Source organism: Rummeliibacillus pycnus (assembly GCF_044359855.1).
GTDB classification, from domain to species: domain Bacteria; phylum Bacillota; class Bacilli; order Bacillales_A; family Planococcaceae; genus Rummeliibacillus; species Rummeliibacillus pycnus_A.
The window spans coordinates 3,637,935-3,655,347 of record NZ_CP132291.1; the positions used below are offsets into that span (position 1 = coordinate 3,637,935).

Genomic DNA, 17,413 nt, shown 5'->3' on the forward strand with positions numbered 1-17,413 from the left:
GAATACATGACAAAATTACGAGTTCATGAATATGCGAAACAAGTAAGTAAGTCAAGTAAAGAAGTGATCGAACAGTTATCCAAGCTCCAAATTGACGTAAAAAACCATATGTCTATGTTAGAAATAGAAGCGATTAGCAAATTGGATGGTGTATATAAAAAGAACAGCAGTACACAACCAACATATAACAAGGAACAATCAAAAGGACAGCCAGGAACTCGTCCTGTAGCACGAAAAGAGCAAACCTCTTCTAGTCCTGCTCAAACAAAACAAAAAACTACACAAGGAAGTACTATGAATAATAATTCGACTTCAAGAGATAATTCAAAACCAAAACAAAATACAAATAATAGTCAAGGCCGTTCAAATAATAACGGTAATAATAGTAATAACAATAATAACAATCGCGGAGGTCGCGGAGGAAATTCTCAAGGCGGCAATCGTAACTTTAACCAAAGACGAAAACCAGGGATCAATGGTGGTCAACGTCGTAAAAACCGTCCACAACCAGTACAACAACCAGCTGTGAAAAAAGAACTACCAGAAAAAATTACTTTCTTTGAATATTTAACAGTTGGTGATTTAGCAAAAAAATTAGGGCGTGAACCATCTGAAATTATCAAAAAATTATTTATGCTTGGTGTTATGGCTACTATCAACCAAGAATTAGAACAAGATGCAATCGAGTTAATTTGTGCTGATTACGGTGTAGAAGTAGAAGAAGAAGTACGTATTGATGTTACAGACCTTGATACTTATTTCGAAGAAGATGAAAATGAAAACCAAGCAGATATCAAAGAACGTCCTCCAGTTGTAACAATTATGGGCCACGTAGACCATGGTAAAACAACATTATTGGACTCAATTCGTAATACAAAAGTTACTGAAGGTGAAGCTGGTGGTATCACACAACATATTGGTGCCTATCAAGTTGTTGTAAAAGGTAAAAAAATTACTTTCTTAGATACACCAGGACACGCAGCATTTACAACAATGCGTGCTCGTGGAGCAAGAATCACCGATTTAACAATTTTAGTTGTAGCTGCAGATGATGGTGTAATGCCTCAAACAATTGAAGCTATTAACCATGCAAAAGCTGCAGAAGTTCCAATTATTGTAGCTGTCAACAAAATGGATAAACTAACATCAAACCCTGATCGCGTTATGCAAGAATTAACTGAACATGGTTTAGTTCCTGAAGATTGGGGTGGCGATACAATCTTTGTTCCTATATCAGCTTTAAAAGGTGACGGCATCGATCAATTATTAGAAATGATTTTACTTGTTTCTGAAGTAGGCGAGCTAAAAGCAAATCCTAAACGTCGTGCAATTGGTTCTGTTATTGAAGCACAATTAGATAAAGGTCGCGGTTCAGTTGCTACATTATTAGTACAAAACGGTACTTTAAATGTCGGCGATCCAATCGTAGTAGGTCATACATACGGTCGTGTCCGTGCTATGGTCAACGATTTAGGTCGTCGCGTAAAATCTGCTGGTCCATCAACACCAGTTGAAATTACAGGTTTAAATGAAGTACCACAAGCTGGAGATCGCTTCGTAGTATTTGAAGATGAAAAAACAGCTCGTCAAGTTGGGGAAGCTCGTGAATCTACTGCTATCCAATTACAACGTTCAGAAAAACAACGTGTAACACTTGATAACTTATTTGAACAAATGAAACAAGGCGATATGAAGGAATTAAACCTAATCGTAAAAGCAGATGTTCAAGGTACAGTAGAAGCTATGGCTGCATCACTTATGAAAATTGATGTAGAAGGCGTAAACGTGAAAATTATTCATACAGGCGCCGGAGCTATCACTGAATCAGATATCTCACTTGCAGCTGCTTCAAATGCAATCGTTATCGGCTTTAACGTACGTCCAGACGTTAATGCAAAACGTGCTGCTGAAGCAGAAGGCGTAGATATTCGTCTTCACAAAATCATTTATAAAGTAATCGAAGAAATTGAAGCTGCGATGAAAGGTATGCTTGATCCTGAGTTCGTAGAAAAAGTAATTGGATCTGCTGAAATACGTGAAACATTCAAAGTTTCTAAAGTAGGTACAATTGCTGGTGGTTATGTAACTGAAGGTAAATTAACACGTGATAGTGGCGTTCGAGTAATCCGTGATGGTATTGTAATATTTGAAGGAGAATTAGATTCTCTTAAACGTTTCAAAGATGATGCTAAAGAAGTTGCAAAAGGTTATGAATGTGGTTTCACAGTTAAAGCTTATAACGATATTAAAGTTGGCGACGAAATTGAAGCATTTATCATGGAAGAGATTAAACGCTAATGATTGTATATGCAGAGTGTGAATTTTTTGTCCCTTCTGCACATTCGCTAAAAGAGAAGAGAGCTGTATTACAGCGTATGATTACTCGTACAAAACAAAAATACAATGTCTCAATAGCGGAAATTGATCATCAAGATGTTTGGCAAAGAACACTTCTAGCACTTGTATCGGTTGCATCAACGCAACAAGCAGCTGAAAAAGAGCTAGGACGTGCCATTGCATTTCTAGAATCTAACCCTGAATGGCAATGTCTCAACATACAACGAGAGTTTTTATAGAAATTGAGGTGAAACGATTATGTCAATGCGCTCAAACCGTGTTGCAGAACAAATGAAAAAAGAACTTGCAGATATTATTGGTCGTAAGTTAAAAGATCCACGAGTTGGATTTGTTACTGTAACAGATGTAGATGTAACAGGTGACCTACAACAAGCAACTGTATATATTACTAGCTTAGGTTCAGAAAGAGAACGTCAAGATACGATGAAAGGTCTAGAAAAAGCAAAAGGCTTTATTCGATCTGAGATTAGTAAACGTATTCGTTTACGAATTACACCCGAAATTTCATTTGAGTTTGACTCATCTGTTGAGTACGGTAATCGAATTGATACATTGTTACGTCAACTACACGATTCGCAAGAATAATCGAAAAAAGCCTGCAGATCTATTATTTGCAGGCTTTTTCTGTTAATAAAAATAGCGTAACACGCCCGAATTATGGGAAATAGCCTAAGTTTGCTACTTCGTGTTGCGATGGCTATCGATCACCATCCTGTGGACTTTCTAAAGGTAAATATTTTTAACCTGAAGAGGAGCTTTTTGCCTCAATGGTTAAAGTTATTTAACACAGTGGGACTGGAGTGTGTAGTCGAAATAAAATTAAAAGTAAAGGAGTGAATATGCATGCAGCATGGCATTCTCCCATTATGGAAAGAAAGAGGCATGACCTCTCATGATTGTGTATTTAAAATCCGTAAAATCTTACATACAAAAAAGGTAGGGCATACAGGGACATTAGACCCCGGTGTTGAAGGTGTACTACCAATTTGTATTGGCAATGCAACAAGACTCGCTGAATATTTAACAGATACTGGAAAAGTATATGAAGCAATCATAGAAATTGGGACAACCACTACAACAGAAGATGCTGAAGGCGAAGTTGTAGAAGAAGATACAACAGAAAAACATATTACTCGCACGCAAGTTTTAGAAGCTTTAAAATCATTAACAGGTGTTATATCTCAAACACCACCGATGTTTTCAGCTGTCAAGGTAAATGGGCGTAAATTATATGAATATGCTAGAAGTGGTGAAGTTGTTGATCGTCCTACTCGTCAAATAACAATTTATGCGCTAGATTTACTTGATGATTGTGAAATATATGAAGGAAAGAGTATTACTTTCCCTGTCCGTATTGCCTGTAGCAAAGGGACTTACATTCGTACACTAGCTGTTCAAATTGGTGAGGAACTTGGTTATCCTGCTCATATGGCATCCTTAGTTCGTACAAAATCAGGAACGTTTACAATAGATGATTGCGTGACATTAGAGCAATTACAAGAAAAAGTAGAGAATGAACAATTAAGAGATTGCATTAAACCGTTAGAATATGCATTGATGGATTTTCCACAAATTGAAATTACACCAGATATTCTTAAGAAAATAATTAATGGTCAAGTTTTACCGATGCATCCTTCTCTTGAAGAACATGATAAAATAGTTTATATGGAAAATAACAAAGCGGTTGCTGTCTATGTAAAGCATCCGGAGAAAAAGGGACTTATGAAGCCAGAAAAAATGTTCCCGAAAGTTGATTAGGAGGCAGTCGCATGAAAGTCATTCAACTGATGTACCCTCATCAAATTAGTTCAAAGGAAATTGAGGGACCATATTCTTTAGCAGTTGGATTTTTCGATGGGGTACACCGAGGACATCAAGCTGTTATAGAAGAAGCAAAAACAAATGCAAAAAATAAAAATTTAAAATTAGCGGTAATGACATTTGACCCGCATCCATCTATTGTTTTAGGACAACGCAAAGAACAAGTATTTTACATCACGCCTCTTAAACAAAAATTGGAAATTTTAGAAGAACTACAAGTAGATACAGTATTTGTCGTTCGATTTACATCAGATTTTGCTATATTAAGCCCACAACAATTTGTAGATGTGTTTATCCGTAATTTAAATATAAAACATGTAACAGCAGGATTCGACTTCACATTTGGTGCGATGGGACGTGGTACGATGAAGGATTTAGAAGAAATGAGTAATGGAGATTATGAAGTTTCAATAGTTGAAAAGCAACAGCAAGCATCAGATAAAATAAGTTCAACTAATATTCGCAAAGCGTTAAAAGAAGGAGATATGGAGCGGGTTCGTCTACTTCTAGGTCGTCCTTTTCAAATCCCAGGAATTGTCGTTCATGGGGACAAGCGCGGTAGACAAATTGGTTTTCCCACTGCCAATGTTCAAGAAGCGGAAGGGTCTTTTATCCCAGCCATAGGTGTTTATGCAGTTCGCTTACTTGTTCAAAATGAATGGCATGATGGTGTATGTAATGTAGGATTTAAACCTACTTTCAAAAATCCTGATGAAAAGAATTTAACAATTGAAGTATATATTAATAATTTTGATAAAAATATATACGGAGAAGAAGTAAAAGTGGATTGGTATAAATATCTCCGCGGTGAACAAAAATTTGATGGAATTGAGTCTTTAAAAGCTCAAATTGAATTAGATAAACAACATGCAATGGAATACTTAAGTCACTGCTAGTTTAATGAATTATAGTTGCATGAGGGAAATCTTTGTGTTAATATTTCTAAAGTGACTTGCTTACAGTTGTCACTTAACCATTACTTGGTACTTCGAATCACCAACGAGTAGCTCAGTAATTGGGGATATTTCAATTTAGGAGGTGAATAGGATGGCACTAACACAAGAACGTAAAAACGAAATCATTGCTGAATACCGTACTCATGAAAGTGATACTGGTTCACCAGAAGTTCAAATCGCTGTCCTTACGGAAGAGATTAACAACTTAAACGAACATTTACGTGTTCACAAAAAAGACCACCACTCTCGTCGCGGTTTATTCAAAATGGTCGGACGTCGTCGTAACTTATTAAAATACTTACGTGAAAATGACGTACAACGCTACCGTGAAATCATTACTAAACTCGGCTTACGTCGATAAAATGCAATTTTGTGAAAGCGGGCTTGTCCCGCTTTTTCTTTATGCTTCAATAAATCTAACCTCCTATTTAATAATTGAAACTGAAGTTTAGAGAAATGTTTCGCAAAGCATTATTTTTTTTGATAAACTACAAGTAACTACATAACATAAACATATATGTGATTAGGTTTTCTTTCTAAGAGAGGAGTTCAATATATGAACGAGAAAAAGGTTTTTACCTATGAATGGGCAGGACGACCTTTGCAAATTGAAGTTGGTCAGCTCGCAAAACAAGCTAATGGGGCCGTTATGGTACGTTATGGAGAAACAGCTGTGTTATGTAACGCAACAATGTCCAAACATCCTAAACAAGCGGATTTCTTCCCATTAACAGTAAACTACGAAGAAAAATTATACGCTGCTGGTAAAATTCCAGGTGGATTTATTAAACGTGAAGGACGCCCATCTGAAAAAGCGGTTCTTACATCACGCTTAATCGACCGTCCAATTCGACCTCTTTTCCCAGATGGCTTCCGTAACGAAGTACAAGTTATTTCAATGGTCATGTCAGCAGATCAAGATTGCAGTACAGAAATGGCAGCAATGCTTGGTTCATCATTAGCACTTATGGTGTCTGATATTCCATTTGATGGCCCAATCGCCGGCGTTCAAGTTGGTATGATAGACGATAAATTTATCGTTAACCCAACAGTTGAACAATGGAAAGATTCTATCATCAACTTAGCAGTTGCTGGTACAAAAGATGCAATTAACATGGTTGAAGCAGGTGCTCTAGAAGTACCGGAAGAAACTATGCTTGAAGCAATCATGTTCGGTCATGATGAAATTAAAAAATTAATTGCATTCCAAGAAGAAGTAACAGCTCAAGCTGGTAAAGAAAAAATTGAAGTTGTTCTTCATGAATTAGATGCAGAGTTGACTGAAGCAATCAATTCAGAATATGAAGAAAAGATGAATGCAGCAATCCAGACTCATGAAAAGCATGCTCGTGATGAAGCAATTGAAGCTGTAAAAGCAGAAGTTTTAGCAAAATACGAAGAGCAAGAAGCAGACGAAGAAACATTAAAACAAGTAAATCAAATTTTAGATAAAATGGTGAAAGAAGAAGTACGCCGTTTAATTACTGAAGAAAAAATTCGTCCAGATGGTCGAAAATTAGACGAAATTCGTCCATTATCTTCTGAAGTAGGTTTATTACCTCGTGCACATGGTTCAGGCTTATTCACTCGTGGACAAACTCAAGCATTATCTATTTGTACATTAGGTGCATTAAGTGATGTTCAAATTATTGATGGTCTTGGAGTGGAAGAATCTAAACGTTTCATGCACCACTATAATTTCCCACAATTCTCTGTTGGTGAAACTGGTCCAATGCGTGGCCCTGGTCGTCGTGAAATTGGTCACGGTGCTCTAGGTGAGCGTGCATTATCAGCGATCATTCCTGATGAAAAAGACTTCCCATACACTATTCGTTGTGTATCAGAAGTATTAGAATCCAATGGTTCAACTTCACAAGCGAGTATTTGTGGATCATGTCTAGCACTTATGGATGCAGGTGTGCCAATTAAAGCACCAGTTGCCGGTATTGCAATGGGGCTTGTTAAAAAAGGCGATTATTACTCAATCTTAACAGATATTCAAGGTATGGAAGATCACCTTGGTGATATGGACTTTAAAGTTGCAGGTACAGCTAAAGGTGTTACTGCACTTCAAATGGATATTAAAATTGATGGACTTTCTCGTGAAATCCTTGACGAAGCTTTAGTTCAAGCAAAACGCGGTCGTATGATTATTCTTGACTCTATGCTTGCTACTCTTGCTGGACCAAACGAACATCTATCAACATATGCGCCAAAAATCAAACGTATCCATATTAATCCAGATAAAATCCGCGATGTTATCGGACCTGGTGGTAAACAAATCAACAAAATCATTGAAGAAACTGGCGTGAAAATTGATACAGAACAAGATGGAACAATTTTCATCTCATCTTCTGACGAAGCAATGATTAACCGTGCAAAAGAAATCATCGAAAATATTGTTCGCGAAGCACAAGTGGGCGAATATTATATGGGTAAAGTAAAACGTATCGAAAAATTCGGTGCTTTCCTTGAAATCTTCCCAGGTAAAGATGGTTTACTACACATTTCCGAAATTCAAGAAGAACGTACAAAAGCAGTAGAAGACGTCTTGAAATTAGACGATGAATTAATGGTGAAAGTAATTGAAATCGACCGTCAAGGCCGTGTCAACTTATCACGTAAAGTAGTACTCAAAGAAGAAAAAGAACGCGAAGAATCAAAATAAAAGCGGAACACGCCCGTTAAGCCCCGACAAGCGAATGTCCTGTACCCGCAGAGGCGCTTTTTGCCTCAAAGGGTACAGGTTATTCGACCTCGAGGGGCTGGCGTGAGCAGCTGGATAAAATAAAAGCGGAACACGCCCGTTAAGCCCTGAAAAGCTCACGTTCATGTTTCATCTTAGTTTTGCATTCACAATTTAAAAATCACGAGGTTGTCCGTTTTGTATAAAATGGCAACCTCTTTTTTACATAAGGAGGAAACCATTTGGTTACAAAGCATATATGTCAAAATGGAGTGCGAATATTAGTAGAAAAATTACCCTATGTTCGATCTGTTTCAATGGGGATTTGGGTCAATGTAGGTTCTGGAAACGAACGTCCTGAAGAGAATGGTATCACACATTTTATCGAACACATGCTATTTAAAGGTACATATAGTAGAACTGCTAAAGAAATTGCAGAATCCTTTGACCGAATTGGTGGACAATTAAACGCCTTTACGTCAAAGGAAAATACATGCTACTATGCTGTTACACTAGATCATCATGCAATCGAGGCAATAACCATATTAGCTGATATGTTTTTCCATTCTAAATTTGCAGAAACCGACATAGAAAAAGAACGGCATGTCATCTTTGAAGAAATGGCGATGGTAGAAGATACACCTGATGATGATGTGGATGAACGACTTTGGAGCGTGATGTATCCCAATCATTCAATGGGGGCCCCTATTTTAGGAACAGAAGAAACGTTAACATCCTTTACAAAAGATAAAATTGAAACTTATATGGATGAAAATTACACACCAGATAGAGTCGTTATTTCAGTTGCTGGCAATGTATCGGACCAGCTAGTAAATAAAATCATTACACTATTTGATCAGTTTACGAACACTACTCATCAAACGAAAAAAATCGTAACAATACCAAAATTTGTTCATGGGCAAACAAATAAAGAAAGTAATACGGAACAATCTCATCTTGCCTTAGGTTACGAGGGGCTGACAGTAAAAGACTCTGATTTAGTAAGTTTACTAGTAGTCAACAATATTTTAGGAGATACGACATCCTCAAGACTATTTCAGAAAGTGCGAGAGGAGAAGGCATTAGCGTATTCAATTTTCTCCTATTATTCTGCATATGAGAATGCTGGAGCTTTTATGATTTATGGTGGTACTTCCCCGGATAAACTTACTGTATTGGAAGAAACAATTCTTCAAATAACAGAGCAATTGGTAAACGATGGAGCATCTGAAATTGAGATTCAGTATGCGAAAGAACAATTAGAAAGTAATTTAATACTCGGACTTGAAACATCGAATGATTTTATGAATCGTAATGCCAAAAATGAACTAATATTCGGTGAAGAGAAATCAGTTGAACAAACTTTGCAGGAACTATATGCTGTTGATGAAAAAAGTGTCAATCGAGTTATTCGAAATTTGTTAACAAAACCATTTGCAAAATCTGTGATTCAGCCAGCTAAGGGGATATAAGCGTGTCTCCTTAGCTTTTTTATGCACGGGAAGAGCTTGGGCGACATACACTGTTATTACGGGAAAAGGAGGGATTGAATGCTCTTATCGGAGCTTGCAGAAAAAGAGTTGATTCAGATTAACGATGGTGTACGTTGTGGATTACTCGCTGAAACTGAGTGTTTACTTAATGCTAAAACTGGGCAAATCTACGGTTTTGAATTAGTTCAAAAAGGTTATCGTTTACCTTTTCAATCAAAAGAAAATAAGGTACAATCATTTATTCCATGGACAGAAATATCGTTAATTGGAGAAGATCGCATTTTATTTAAAAAAACACAGCCTCTTTCATCGGGGTATATAAAATGACGATGGAGAAATGGCTAATATTGGGGAAGGATTTGCGATTTAAGGAGTTAGCGGTGCAGCTTTCTCTTGATTTTGAACAAGTAATTTATAAGTATACAGATAATTGGAATGACGAAATACAACAGATTGTTTCGACAGAGAAGCCACAAAGAATCGTATTGCCAATTCATGCTGTCGATTTACCTAAATATGCTTTCGAGGAGTTACAAAAGGATGCAGTCATATTTGTAGGTAAAAGTAATCAATCGTTACAGCAAGAAATTCAATATCTAGACGAAGAGCGAGTGATTTACTATTTACAAGATGAATCCTATATATGGCTAAATGCAAGATTAACATCAGAGGGAATGCTTTGTGCATTTTATGAGCTCGAGAGTGCATCGGTTTATGGGAAATCATTTTATGTTACTGGATTTGGTCGAGTAGCAAAAATGCTTGCATACATGTTGCACAAATTAGGAGCAAATGTGCATATTTTAGCAAGGTCAAACAGTCAAATCCAAGAAGCAATTGCCTATGGGTACGTAGCTTCGCAGCTAATACCTGAAAATATGACAAAACCATATTATTTAATCAATACAATCCCAAATAAATGGTTTACAGAAGAATTCAATCAACAATTTGATAAATCCGTTAAAATCTTTGATGTAGCATCAGCTCCGGGATGCTTAAATGTTGAAGATGCCCAGAGTGTAAACTATATTTTACTACCTGGCCTTCCAGGAAAGTATTTTCCACAGGATGCAGCAAATCTATTAGCACAAGTAATCATACGAAAAAATAATGAGCTAAAGGAGGGGTAAAGTGTTAGAGGGAAAACGTATTGGCCTTGGCATAACTGCGTCACACTGTACTTACGAAGATGTAATACCTAAAATTGCAACTTTAACTGAACAAGGTGCAACTGTTGTGCCTATTATCACAAATTCGGTATTAACAGCTGCAACACGCTTCGGTACCGGTGCAGAGTGGATTGAAAAAATAGAAGCTTTAGCCGGGCATGAAGTCGTTAAAAGCATCGTAGAAGCAGAACCTTTTGGACCTTCCAATCCTCTAGATTGTATGGTTATTGCTCCGATGACTGGAAACTCTATTAGTAAATTTGCAAATGCAGCAACGGATTCTCCAGTATTGATGGCTGCTAAAGCTACTTTACGAAATGGTAGCCCTGTTGTATTAGGAATTTCAACAAATGACGCACTTGGATTGAATGGAGTAAATATCATGAAATTGTTAAATACTAAAAATATCTTCTTCATTCCATTTGGTCAAGATAATCCGATTGGCAAACCGAATTCATTGATTTCTGATTTTACGCAGTTATTACCTACGGTTGTAGCTTCTTTAGAAAAGAGACAATTACAGCCTTTAATAATTCAATATACTAAATAATTAAATTATTATATTAAAACCTTAAGACTTATGATACAATAGCGCCAATATCTAATGAAGAGTTGAGGAGAGATGTATGATGGCTAAAGAATATACAGTAGCAGTTGTTGGAGCTACAGGTGCAGTAGGAACAAAAATGATGGAACAGCTTGCAAAACGTAAGTTTCCTATTGGAAAGTTGAAGTTACTTGCATCAAAACGTTCTGCTGGTAAGGAACTTACTTTTAATGGTCAAACATACACAATAGAAGAGGCTACTCCAGAAGCATTTGCAGGAGTAGATGTTGCATTATTTAGTGCGGGTGGTTCCGTCTCTAAAGCATTAGCACATGCTGCAGCAGAACGTGGAGCAGTTGTGATTGATAATACAAGTGCGTTTCGTATGGATCCAGAAGTACCATTAGTTGTACCAGAAGTAAATCCGCAAGATTTAGCAACACACAAAGGTATTATTGCAAATCCAAACTGTTCAACTATACAAATGGTTGCAGCACTTGAACCAATCCGAAAAGCATTTGGATTAAAAAATTTAATCGTCTCTACATATCAAGCCGTGTCAGGGTCAGGAATAAGCGCTATTGAAGAACTAAAAGATCAAAGCTTACATTTTGACCAAGCAAAAAATGTAGAAGCACATGTTTTACCGGTAAAAGGTGATAAAAAGCATTATCCAATTGCTAGAAATGTAATTCCACAAATCGATGTATTCACTGAAAATGGTTTCACATATGAAGAAATGAAAATGATTAATGAAACAAAGAAAATTATGCATGCGCAAGAACTTCCAGTTGCTGCTACTTGTGTTCGTGTACCAGTAGTTGCTGGGCATTCTGAATCTGTTTATATTGAAATAGATCAAGAAAACGTAACTGTGGAAGATATTAAAAAAGTATTACAAGAAGCTCCAGGAATCATCGTGCAAGATGATATTACATCTCAGATCTATCCAATGCCGATTTTTTCTGAAGGTGAAGATGAAGTATTTGTAGGACGTATTCGAAAAGATTTAGCAAAAAATAATGCTTTCCATCTTTGGATTGTGGCAGATAACTTATTGAAAGGTGCTGCATTAAATTCAATTCAAATCGCAGAGAAGATGATTGAAGACGGATTAATCTAAGGAGGCACTTAACAAGTGAATATTGGTAATATTGCTACTGCTATGATTACACCGTTTCGTGAAGATGGTTCAATTCATTTTGAGCAGGTTTCAGAAGTAATAGAGCATTTAATAGCAAACGGTACCGATGCAATTGTTGTTTGTGGCACAACAGGTGAATCGCCAACATTGTCACATGACGAGAAAGTTGCTTTAATTCATTTTGTTTTGAAAAAAGTTGATAAAAGAATCCCTGTTATTGCAGGGACTGGGAGCTATAATACGCAAGCTTCGTTGGAACTTACCAAAGAGGTTGAAGCAGTTGGCGTTGATGGAGTTATGTTAGTTTGTCCTTATTACAACAAACCTAGTGAACGAGGTATCTATGCGCATTTTGCAACAATTGCAAAATCCACATCGTTACCAGTAATGCTGTACAATATTCCAGGACGTTCAATCGTGAATATACAACCGAAAACCATTTTAGATTTAAGTGAAATTCCGAATATTCAGATTATCAAAGAGGCTAGTGGTAGTTTAGATCAAATGACCGAAATTATAGCTGGAGCTCCTGATGGTTTGGAAGTATACTCAGGGGATGATGGCTTAACATTACCTCTACTAGCAATTGGTGGTTCAGGTGTTATTTCCGTTGCATCACATTTAGTGGGAAATGATATGCAAAAAATGATTGCATTATTTAAAGAAGGTCGTAATCAAGAAGCAGCAACGATACATCAAGCATTATTACCATTAATTCGAGCTTTATTTTCTACACCAAGTCCTTCAACTGTAAAATACGCATTAGCCAAAATAGGAATAGGGTCAGAAAATGTTAGATTACCGATTGTAAGACTGACAGATAAAGAAAAATTAGCTTTTGACCATGCGTGGGAAGAATATTTGGAAAAGCAAAAACAATTCTAGAAAATAATTTTTTGAATGGGTAGCCTTGCCCATTCTTTTTTTGTTTGTGAAAACTCCCAACAATAGATATAATGGGAGTAAGTGGTTTGTGTTCGGGATTATTTTAGGAGGAAATCAAGTGGCAAAAACAAAAAATGAAGTTATTCGCGTCATTCCACTAGGTGGCGTTAGTGAAATCGGAAAAGCTATGTATGTCGTTGAAATCGACGAAGAGCTTTTTGTCGTAGATAGTGGACTTATGTTTCCTGAGGATGAAATGCTAGGAATAGACTATGTTATTCCTGACATGTCGTACTTAGAAGAAAACAAATCTCGTGTGAAAGGTATTTTCCTTACACACGGTCATGAAGATGCGATTGGTTCAGTAGCATATCTTTTACAAAAAGTTAGTGCACCTGTCTATGGATCTAAATTGACAATTGCATTGGCAAAAGAACATTTAAAAGATTTACCTGCTCCATACCCGGTCAAATTTTTTGAAGTAACTAGCAAGAGTCGTATGAATTTCCAATCAACTTATGTGACATTTTTCCATACAACTCATAGCATCCCAGATTCATTAGGTATTGCTTTCCATACTTCAGAAGGTGCGATTGTGCATACTGGAGAGTTTAAATTTGACCAGTCAGCTCAAGGTAAATACAAACCGGATATTGGGAAAATGGCTACGTTAGGTGAAGAAGGAGTATTCATCTTAATGTCTGATTCAACTGAAGCAGAACGCCCAGGATATACAATCCCAGAAAATGTTATTCGCGAAAAACTAGCAAAAACGTTCCACCATGCAGAAGGAAGAATTTTAGTTGCGCTTTATGCATCAAACTTTATTCGCATTCAACAAGTATTCGATCAAGCAACAGCTGCTGATCGCAAAATTGCAGTTGTTGGACGTAGTTTAGAACATGCATTTGAAATTGGTATGCGTTTAGGGTATCTTTCTGTAGATCCAGAACGAATTATTCCAATTAGTAAAATTAATGACTATCCTGATGAAGAAATTGTAGCAATTATTACTGGTAACCAAGGTGAACCACTAGAAGGATTAGAAAAAATCATCCGCAAACACCACCGCGATATCCGTATTAAATCTACAGATACAGTACTTATTACATTTACACCATCTCCAGGTATGGAGGTGCAAATTGCTGATACAATGAATAGCCTTGCAAAAGCAGGTGCTAAAGTGTTGTCAGCTGATAAAAAAGTTCATGTTTCAGGACATGGAGCACAAGAAGATTTGAAGTTGATGTTAAATCTTATGAAACCAAAATACTTTATCCCAATTCAAGGGGAATATCGTATGCTTATCGCACATTCTAAATTAGCTCAACAAACGGGTTTATCAAAATCTCAAATTTTTATTGCTGATAAAGGTGATATTGTCGAATATAAGAGCGGTAAAATGCGTATGAGTGGCCGAGTAACTGCTGGTAATATTTTAATCGATGGTATAGGTGTCGGTGATGTTGGCAATATCGTCTTACGTGACCGTAAATTACTTAGCCAAGATGGTATTTTTATCGTTGTCGTAACAATCAATCGTCAACAGAAAAAAATTGCCTCAGGTCCAGAAATTTTATCTCGTGGATTTGTTTATGTAAGAGAATCTGAAGAGTTACTAAGTGAATCTTCAGAACTAGTGAAAACAGTTGTCGAAAAATATGTGAATAAAGGATCATATGAATGGACAAGTATAAAACAAGAAATCCGTGACACGCTAAACTCTTATTTATTCCAAAAAACGAAACGCCGACCAATGATTATCCCTATTATTATGGAATATTAATGCGTAAGCGGACAAAAAGGATTTCCTAACCTCTGGTATGGTAGGAAATCCTTTTTTCCTTTCAATAAATGAATGATTAATGAAAGTAGGTGGAGGCATGGCAACAGCGAAAAAGGGACCAGCAAAGTCAAAAAAAGCGTCAACATCATCAAAAGCAAAAAAAGATACACCATTGCATCCATTAATGTATGAAATTATTGGTCTCATTTTAATTGGTTTTGCAATTATTATATTTTTTGAATATGGCCCTGTAGGGAGATTGTTTCAATTTATAGCGCTATTTTTATTTGGAAACTGGGCTATAATTGTTCCGTTTTTATTTATCGTTAGTGCACTTTTATTAATGTTGAAACGTACGGTCCCCAATTTAAAAAATCGTTTAATATTAGGAAGTTTGCTAATTACAGGGGGACTAACATTATTTAGTCATATTGCATTGTTTGAACAACTATTTGAAGGGAATGCAATTCAAAGTAATTCCGTTTTAAAAGAGACATGGCGAATATTAATTACTAGTGATGGTATACAAGATCATAGCCACGCATTAGGCGGTGGTATGATTGGTGCAGTGTTATTTGCATGTTTTTATGCATTATTTGACTCTGCAGGTGCTAAAATTGCCGGTTGGTTAATGGTACTCATTGGTATTGTTTTAATAACAGGAAAAGCGCTTATTCCGTATTTGGCTAGCAAATGGCCATCCATAAAAAAATCAATCCTACAAATGAAGGAAGATTCCGGGAATTCTGTGAGTCGCCGTCAAGAAGCTAAAAAGCTAAAGGCTGCTGAAAAGAAGGGGAATTCTCGCAAAAATCGAAAAAAAGTAGAATCAGATTCGCCGATTCATGATGAAGAGCATCATGCAGCAACAGAAGTAGAGCCAGTGGTTGAAGAGCGCAGAGAACCAATTATTTCTGCCTTTACTCAAAGAGTCCAACTAGAACCTGAACCTGAAACGATTGTAATTGGAGAAGAAAGTTCACATCAAGATGTAGATCACCCAGCGATTGATACTTCTAATGTAGTTGAAAATGAAGCGTATCAATTACCAGCGATGAATAGTTTGAAACTGCCACCACATACTGACCAAAGTGGTGAGTTTGAATTAATTCAAGATAATGCGCTTAAATTGGAACAGACTTTCCAATCTTTTGGAGTCAAAGCGACTGTTACGCAAGTTCACCTAGGACCAGCTGTTACTGAATATGAAGTGCTACCTGATCGTGGAGTAAAAGTTAGTAAAATTGTTGGACTACAAGATGATTTAGCATTAGCACTTGCGGCAAAAGATATCCGAATTGAAGCTCCAATTCCAGGTAAATCTGCAGTAGGTATTGAAGTACCAAATAAGGAAGTTGCGATTGTAAGTTTACGTGAAGTGTTAGAGTCTAAAGAAAACAATAAGCCTGATGAAAAACTATTAATTGGATTAGGTAGAGATATTACAGGTGAAGCAAAACTGGCGAAATTAAACAAAATGCCACACTTACTTGTAGCTGGTTCAACCGGAAGTGGTAAATCCGTTTGTATTAACGGTATCATCATTAGCATATTAATGAGAGCAAAGCCTCATGAAGTTAAAATGATGATGATTGACCCGAAAATGGTTGAATTAAACGTTTATAATGGTATCCCTCATTTACTAGCACCAGTTGTCACAGATGCTCGTAAAGCTTCACAAGCATTGAAAAAAGTAGTCTCTGAAATGGAAAGACGTTATGATCTATTTTCACATACTGGTACACGTAATATCGAAGGGTATAATGAACAAATCGATAAATTCAACGAAGCAAACGGAGAAAAGCATCCGAAAATGCCATTTATTGTAGTCATTGTGGATGAATTAGCAGATTTAATGATGGTTGCTTCTAGTGATGTGGAAGATTCGATTACACGTCTCGCACAAATGGCTCGTGCTGCTGGAATTCACTTAATCATTGCTACACAAAGACCAAGTGTTGATGTAATAACGGGGATTATTAAAGCGAATATACCATCACGAATTGCTTTTGCAGTATCGTCTGCCATCGATTCTCGTACAATTCTTGATATGGGTGGTGCTGAACGTTTACTAGGACGAGGTGATATGTTATTCTTACCAGCTGGTGAATCGAAACCCGTTCGTGTGCAAGGTGCATTCGTTTCAGATAATGAAGTAGAACAGATTGTTGATTTTGTTATAGCACAGCAAAAAGCTCAATATCAAGAAGAAATGATTCCATCTGAAGAAGAAGAAGTTCAAGATTTAGATGATACAGATGAGCTTTTCGAAGAGGCTGTTCAATTAGTGGCTGCACAAGATACAGCATCCGTATCTTTCCTTCAAAGAAAGCTTAAAATTGGCTATGCAAGAGCTGCGCGTATTATGGATCAGATGGAGGAAAGAGGGATTGTTGGCCCAGCAGAAAAGAGCAAACCAAGAGAGGTCCTAATTGGGAAATAATTTTAATAAATAATTTTGAAAATAACCAAAGAATGTAAAAAAAATATCTATATTAGAATAGTAATATAAAAATTTATCTGTTTTAACACAGTTTTTTGTGAAAGTTATTTATTTACCTAAACAAA

15 protein-coding genes are annotated in these 17,413 nt (G+C 36.6%); all 15 read left to right on the top strand.

Annotation, left to right across the window (positions count from 1 at the left end):
* Positions 1 to 6 precede the first annotated feature (6 nt).
* Complete coding sequence (gene infB / locus Q8X41_RS17670; protein WP_397537553.1) at positions 7 to 2,298, top strand: translation initiation factor IF-2; 2,292 nt, start codon at positions 7 to 9, stop codon at positions 2,296 to 2,298.
* Positions 2,298 to 2,576 carry a DUF503 domain-containing protein gene (locus tag Q8X41_RS17675; RefSeq protein ID WP_397537554.1) on the top strand — a complete coding sequence of 93 codons (279 nt, stop codon included), beginning with the start codon at positions 2,298 to 2,300 and terminating at the stop codon, positions 2,574 to 2,576. Before infB ends, Q8X41_RS17675 begins: the two co-directional genes overlap by 1 nt.
* Before the next feature lie 19 nt (positions 2,577 to 2,595).
* Complete coding sequence (gene rbfA / locus Q8X41_RS17680) at positions 2,596 to 2,943, top strand: 30S ribosome-binding factor RbfA (protein ID WP_397537555.1); 348 nt, start codon at positions 2,596 to 2,598, stop codon at positions 2,941 to 2,943.
* Between the two features lie 258 nt (positions 2,944 to 3,201).
* The gene (gene truB, locus Q8X41_RS17685) at positions 3,202 to 4,116 is read left to right on the top strand and encodes a tRNA pseudouridine(55) synthase TruB (protein WP_397537556.1); all 915 of its coding nucleotides are present in this window, start codon (positions 3,202 to 3,204) and stop codon (positions 4,114 to 4,116) included.
* 11 nt (positions 4,117 to 4,127) lie between these two features.
* The gene (locus Q8X41_RS17690) at positions 4,128 to 5,075 is read left to right on the top strand and encodes a bifunctional riboflavin kinase/FAD synthetase (RefSeq protein ID WP_397537557.1); all 948 of its coding nucleotides are present in this window, start codon (positions 4,128 to 4,130) and stop codon (positions 5,073 to 5,075) included.
* Positions 5,076 to 5,226: 151 nt separating this feature from the next.
* Complete coding sequence (gene rpsO / locus Q8X41_RS17695) at positions 5,227 to 5,496, top strand: 30S ribosomal protein S15 (protein ID WP_066785740.1); 270 nt, start codon at positions 5,227 to 5,229, stop codon at positions 5,494 to 5,496.
* A 195-nt stretch (positions 5,497 to 5,691) separates the two neighbouring features.
* On the top strand, positions 5,692 to 7,803 hold the full coding sequence (gene pnp, locus Q8X41_RS17700) for a polyribonucleotide nucleotidyltransferase (protein WP_397537558.1): 2,112 nt from the start codon (positions 5,692 to 5,694) through the stop codon (positions 7,801 to 7,803).
* A 260-nt stretch (positions 7,804 to 8,063) separates the two neighbouring features.
* Entirely contained in the window at positions 8,064 to 9,293 is a 1,230-nt protein-coding gene (locus Q8X41_RS17705) for a M16 family metallopeptidase (RefSeq protein ID WP_397537559.1), read from the top strand.
* Between the two features lie 78 nt (positions 9,294 to 9,371).
* On the top strand, positions 9,372 to 9,641 hold the full coding sequence (locus tag Q8X41_RS17710; protein WP_397537560.1) for a YlmC/YmxH family sporulation protein: 270 nt from the start codon (positions 9,372 to 9,374) through the stop codon (positions 9,639 to 9,641).
* Complete coding sequence (locus tag Q8X41_RS17715; protein WP_397537561.1) at positions 9,638 to 10,444, top strand: dipicolinate synthase; 807 nt, start codon at positions 9,638 to 9,640, stop codon at positions 10,442 to 10,444. The genes Q8X41_RS17710 and Q8X41_RS17715 overlap by 4 nt, the downstream gene beginning before the upstream one ends.
* A gap of 1 nt (position 10,445) precedes the next feature.
* A complete protein-coding gene (locus tag Q8X41_RS17720; RefSeq protein WP_397537562.1) occupies positions 10,446 to 11,033 on the top strand; it encodes a dipicolinate synthase subunit B in 588 nt (195 codons plus the stop codon).
* A 79-nt stretch (positions 11,034 to 11,112) separates the two neighbouring features.
* On the top strand, positions 11,113 to 12,153 hold the full coding sequence (locus Q8X41_RS17725) for an aspartate-semialdehyde dehydrogenase (RefSeq protein ID WP_397537563.1): 1,041 nt from the start codon (positions 11,113 to 11,115) through the stop codon (positions 12,151 to 12,153).
* Positions 12,154 to 12,168: 15 nt separating this feature from the next.
* Positions 12,169 to 13,059, top strand: coding sequence for a 4-hydroxy-tetrahydrodipicolinate synthase (gene dapA / locus Q8X41_RS17730; protein WP_397537564.1), 891 nt, complete (start codon positions 12,169 to 12,171; stop codon positions 13,057 to 13,059).
* A gap of 118 nt (positions 13,060 to 13,177) precedes the next feature.
* Positions 13,178 to 14,845 (top strand): ribonuclease J, encoded by a 1,668-nt coding sequence (locus Q8X41_RS17735; RefSeq protein WP_397537565.1) that lies wholly within the window; start codon positions 13,178 to 13,180, stop codon positions 14,843 to 14,845.
* A 97-nt stretch (positions 14,846 to 14,942) separates the two neighbouring features.
* Positions 14,943 to 17,288 (top strand): DNA translocase FtsK, encoded by a 2,346-nt coding sequence (locus tag Q8X41_RS17740; protein ID WP_397537566.1) that lies wholly within the window; start codon positions 14,943 to 14,945, stop codon positions 17,286 to 17,288.
* The last annotated feature ends 125 nt before the right edge of the window (positions 17,289 to 17,413 follow it).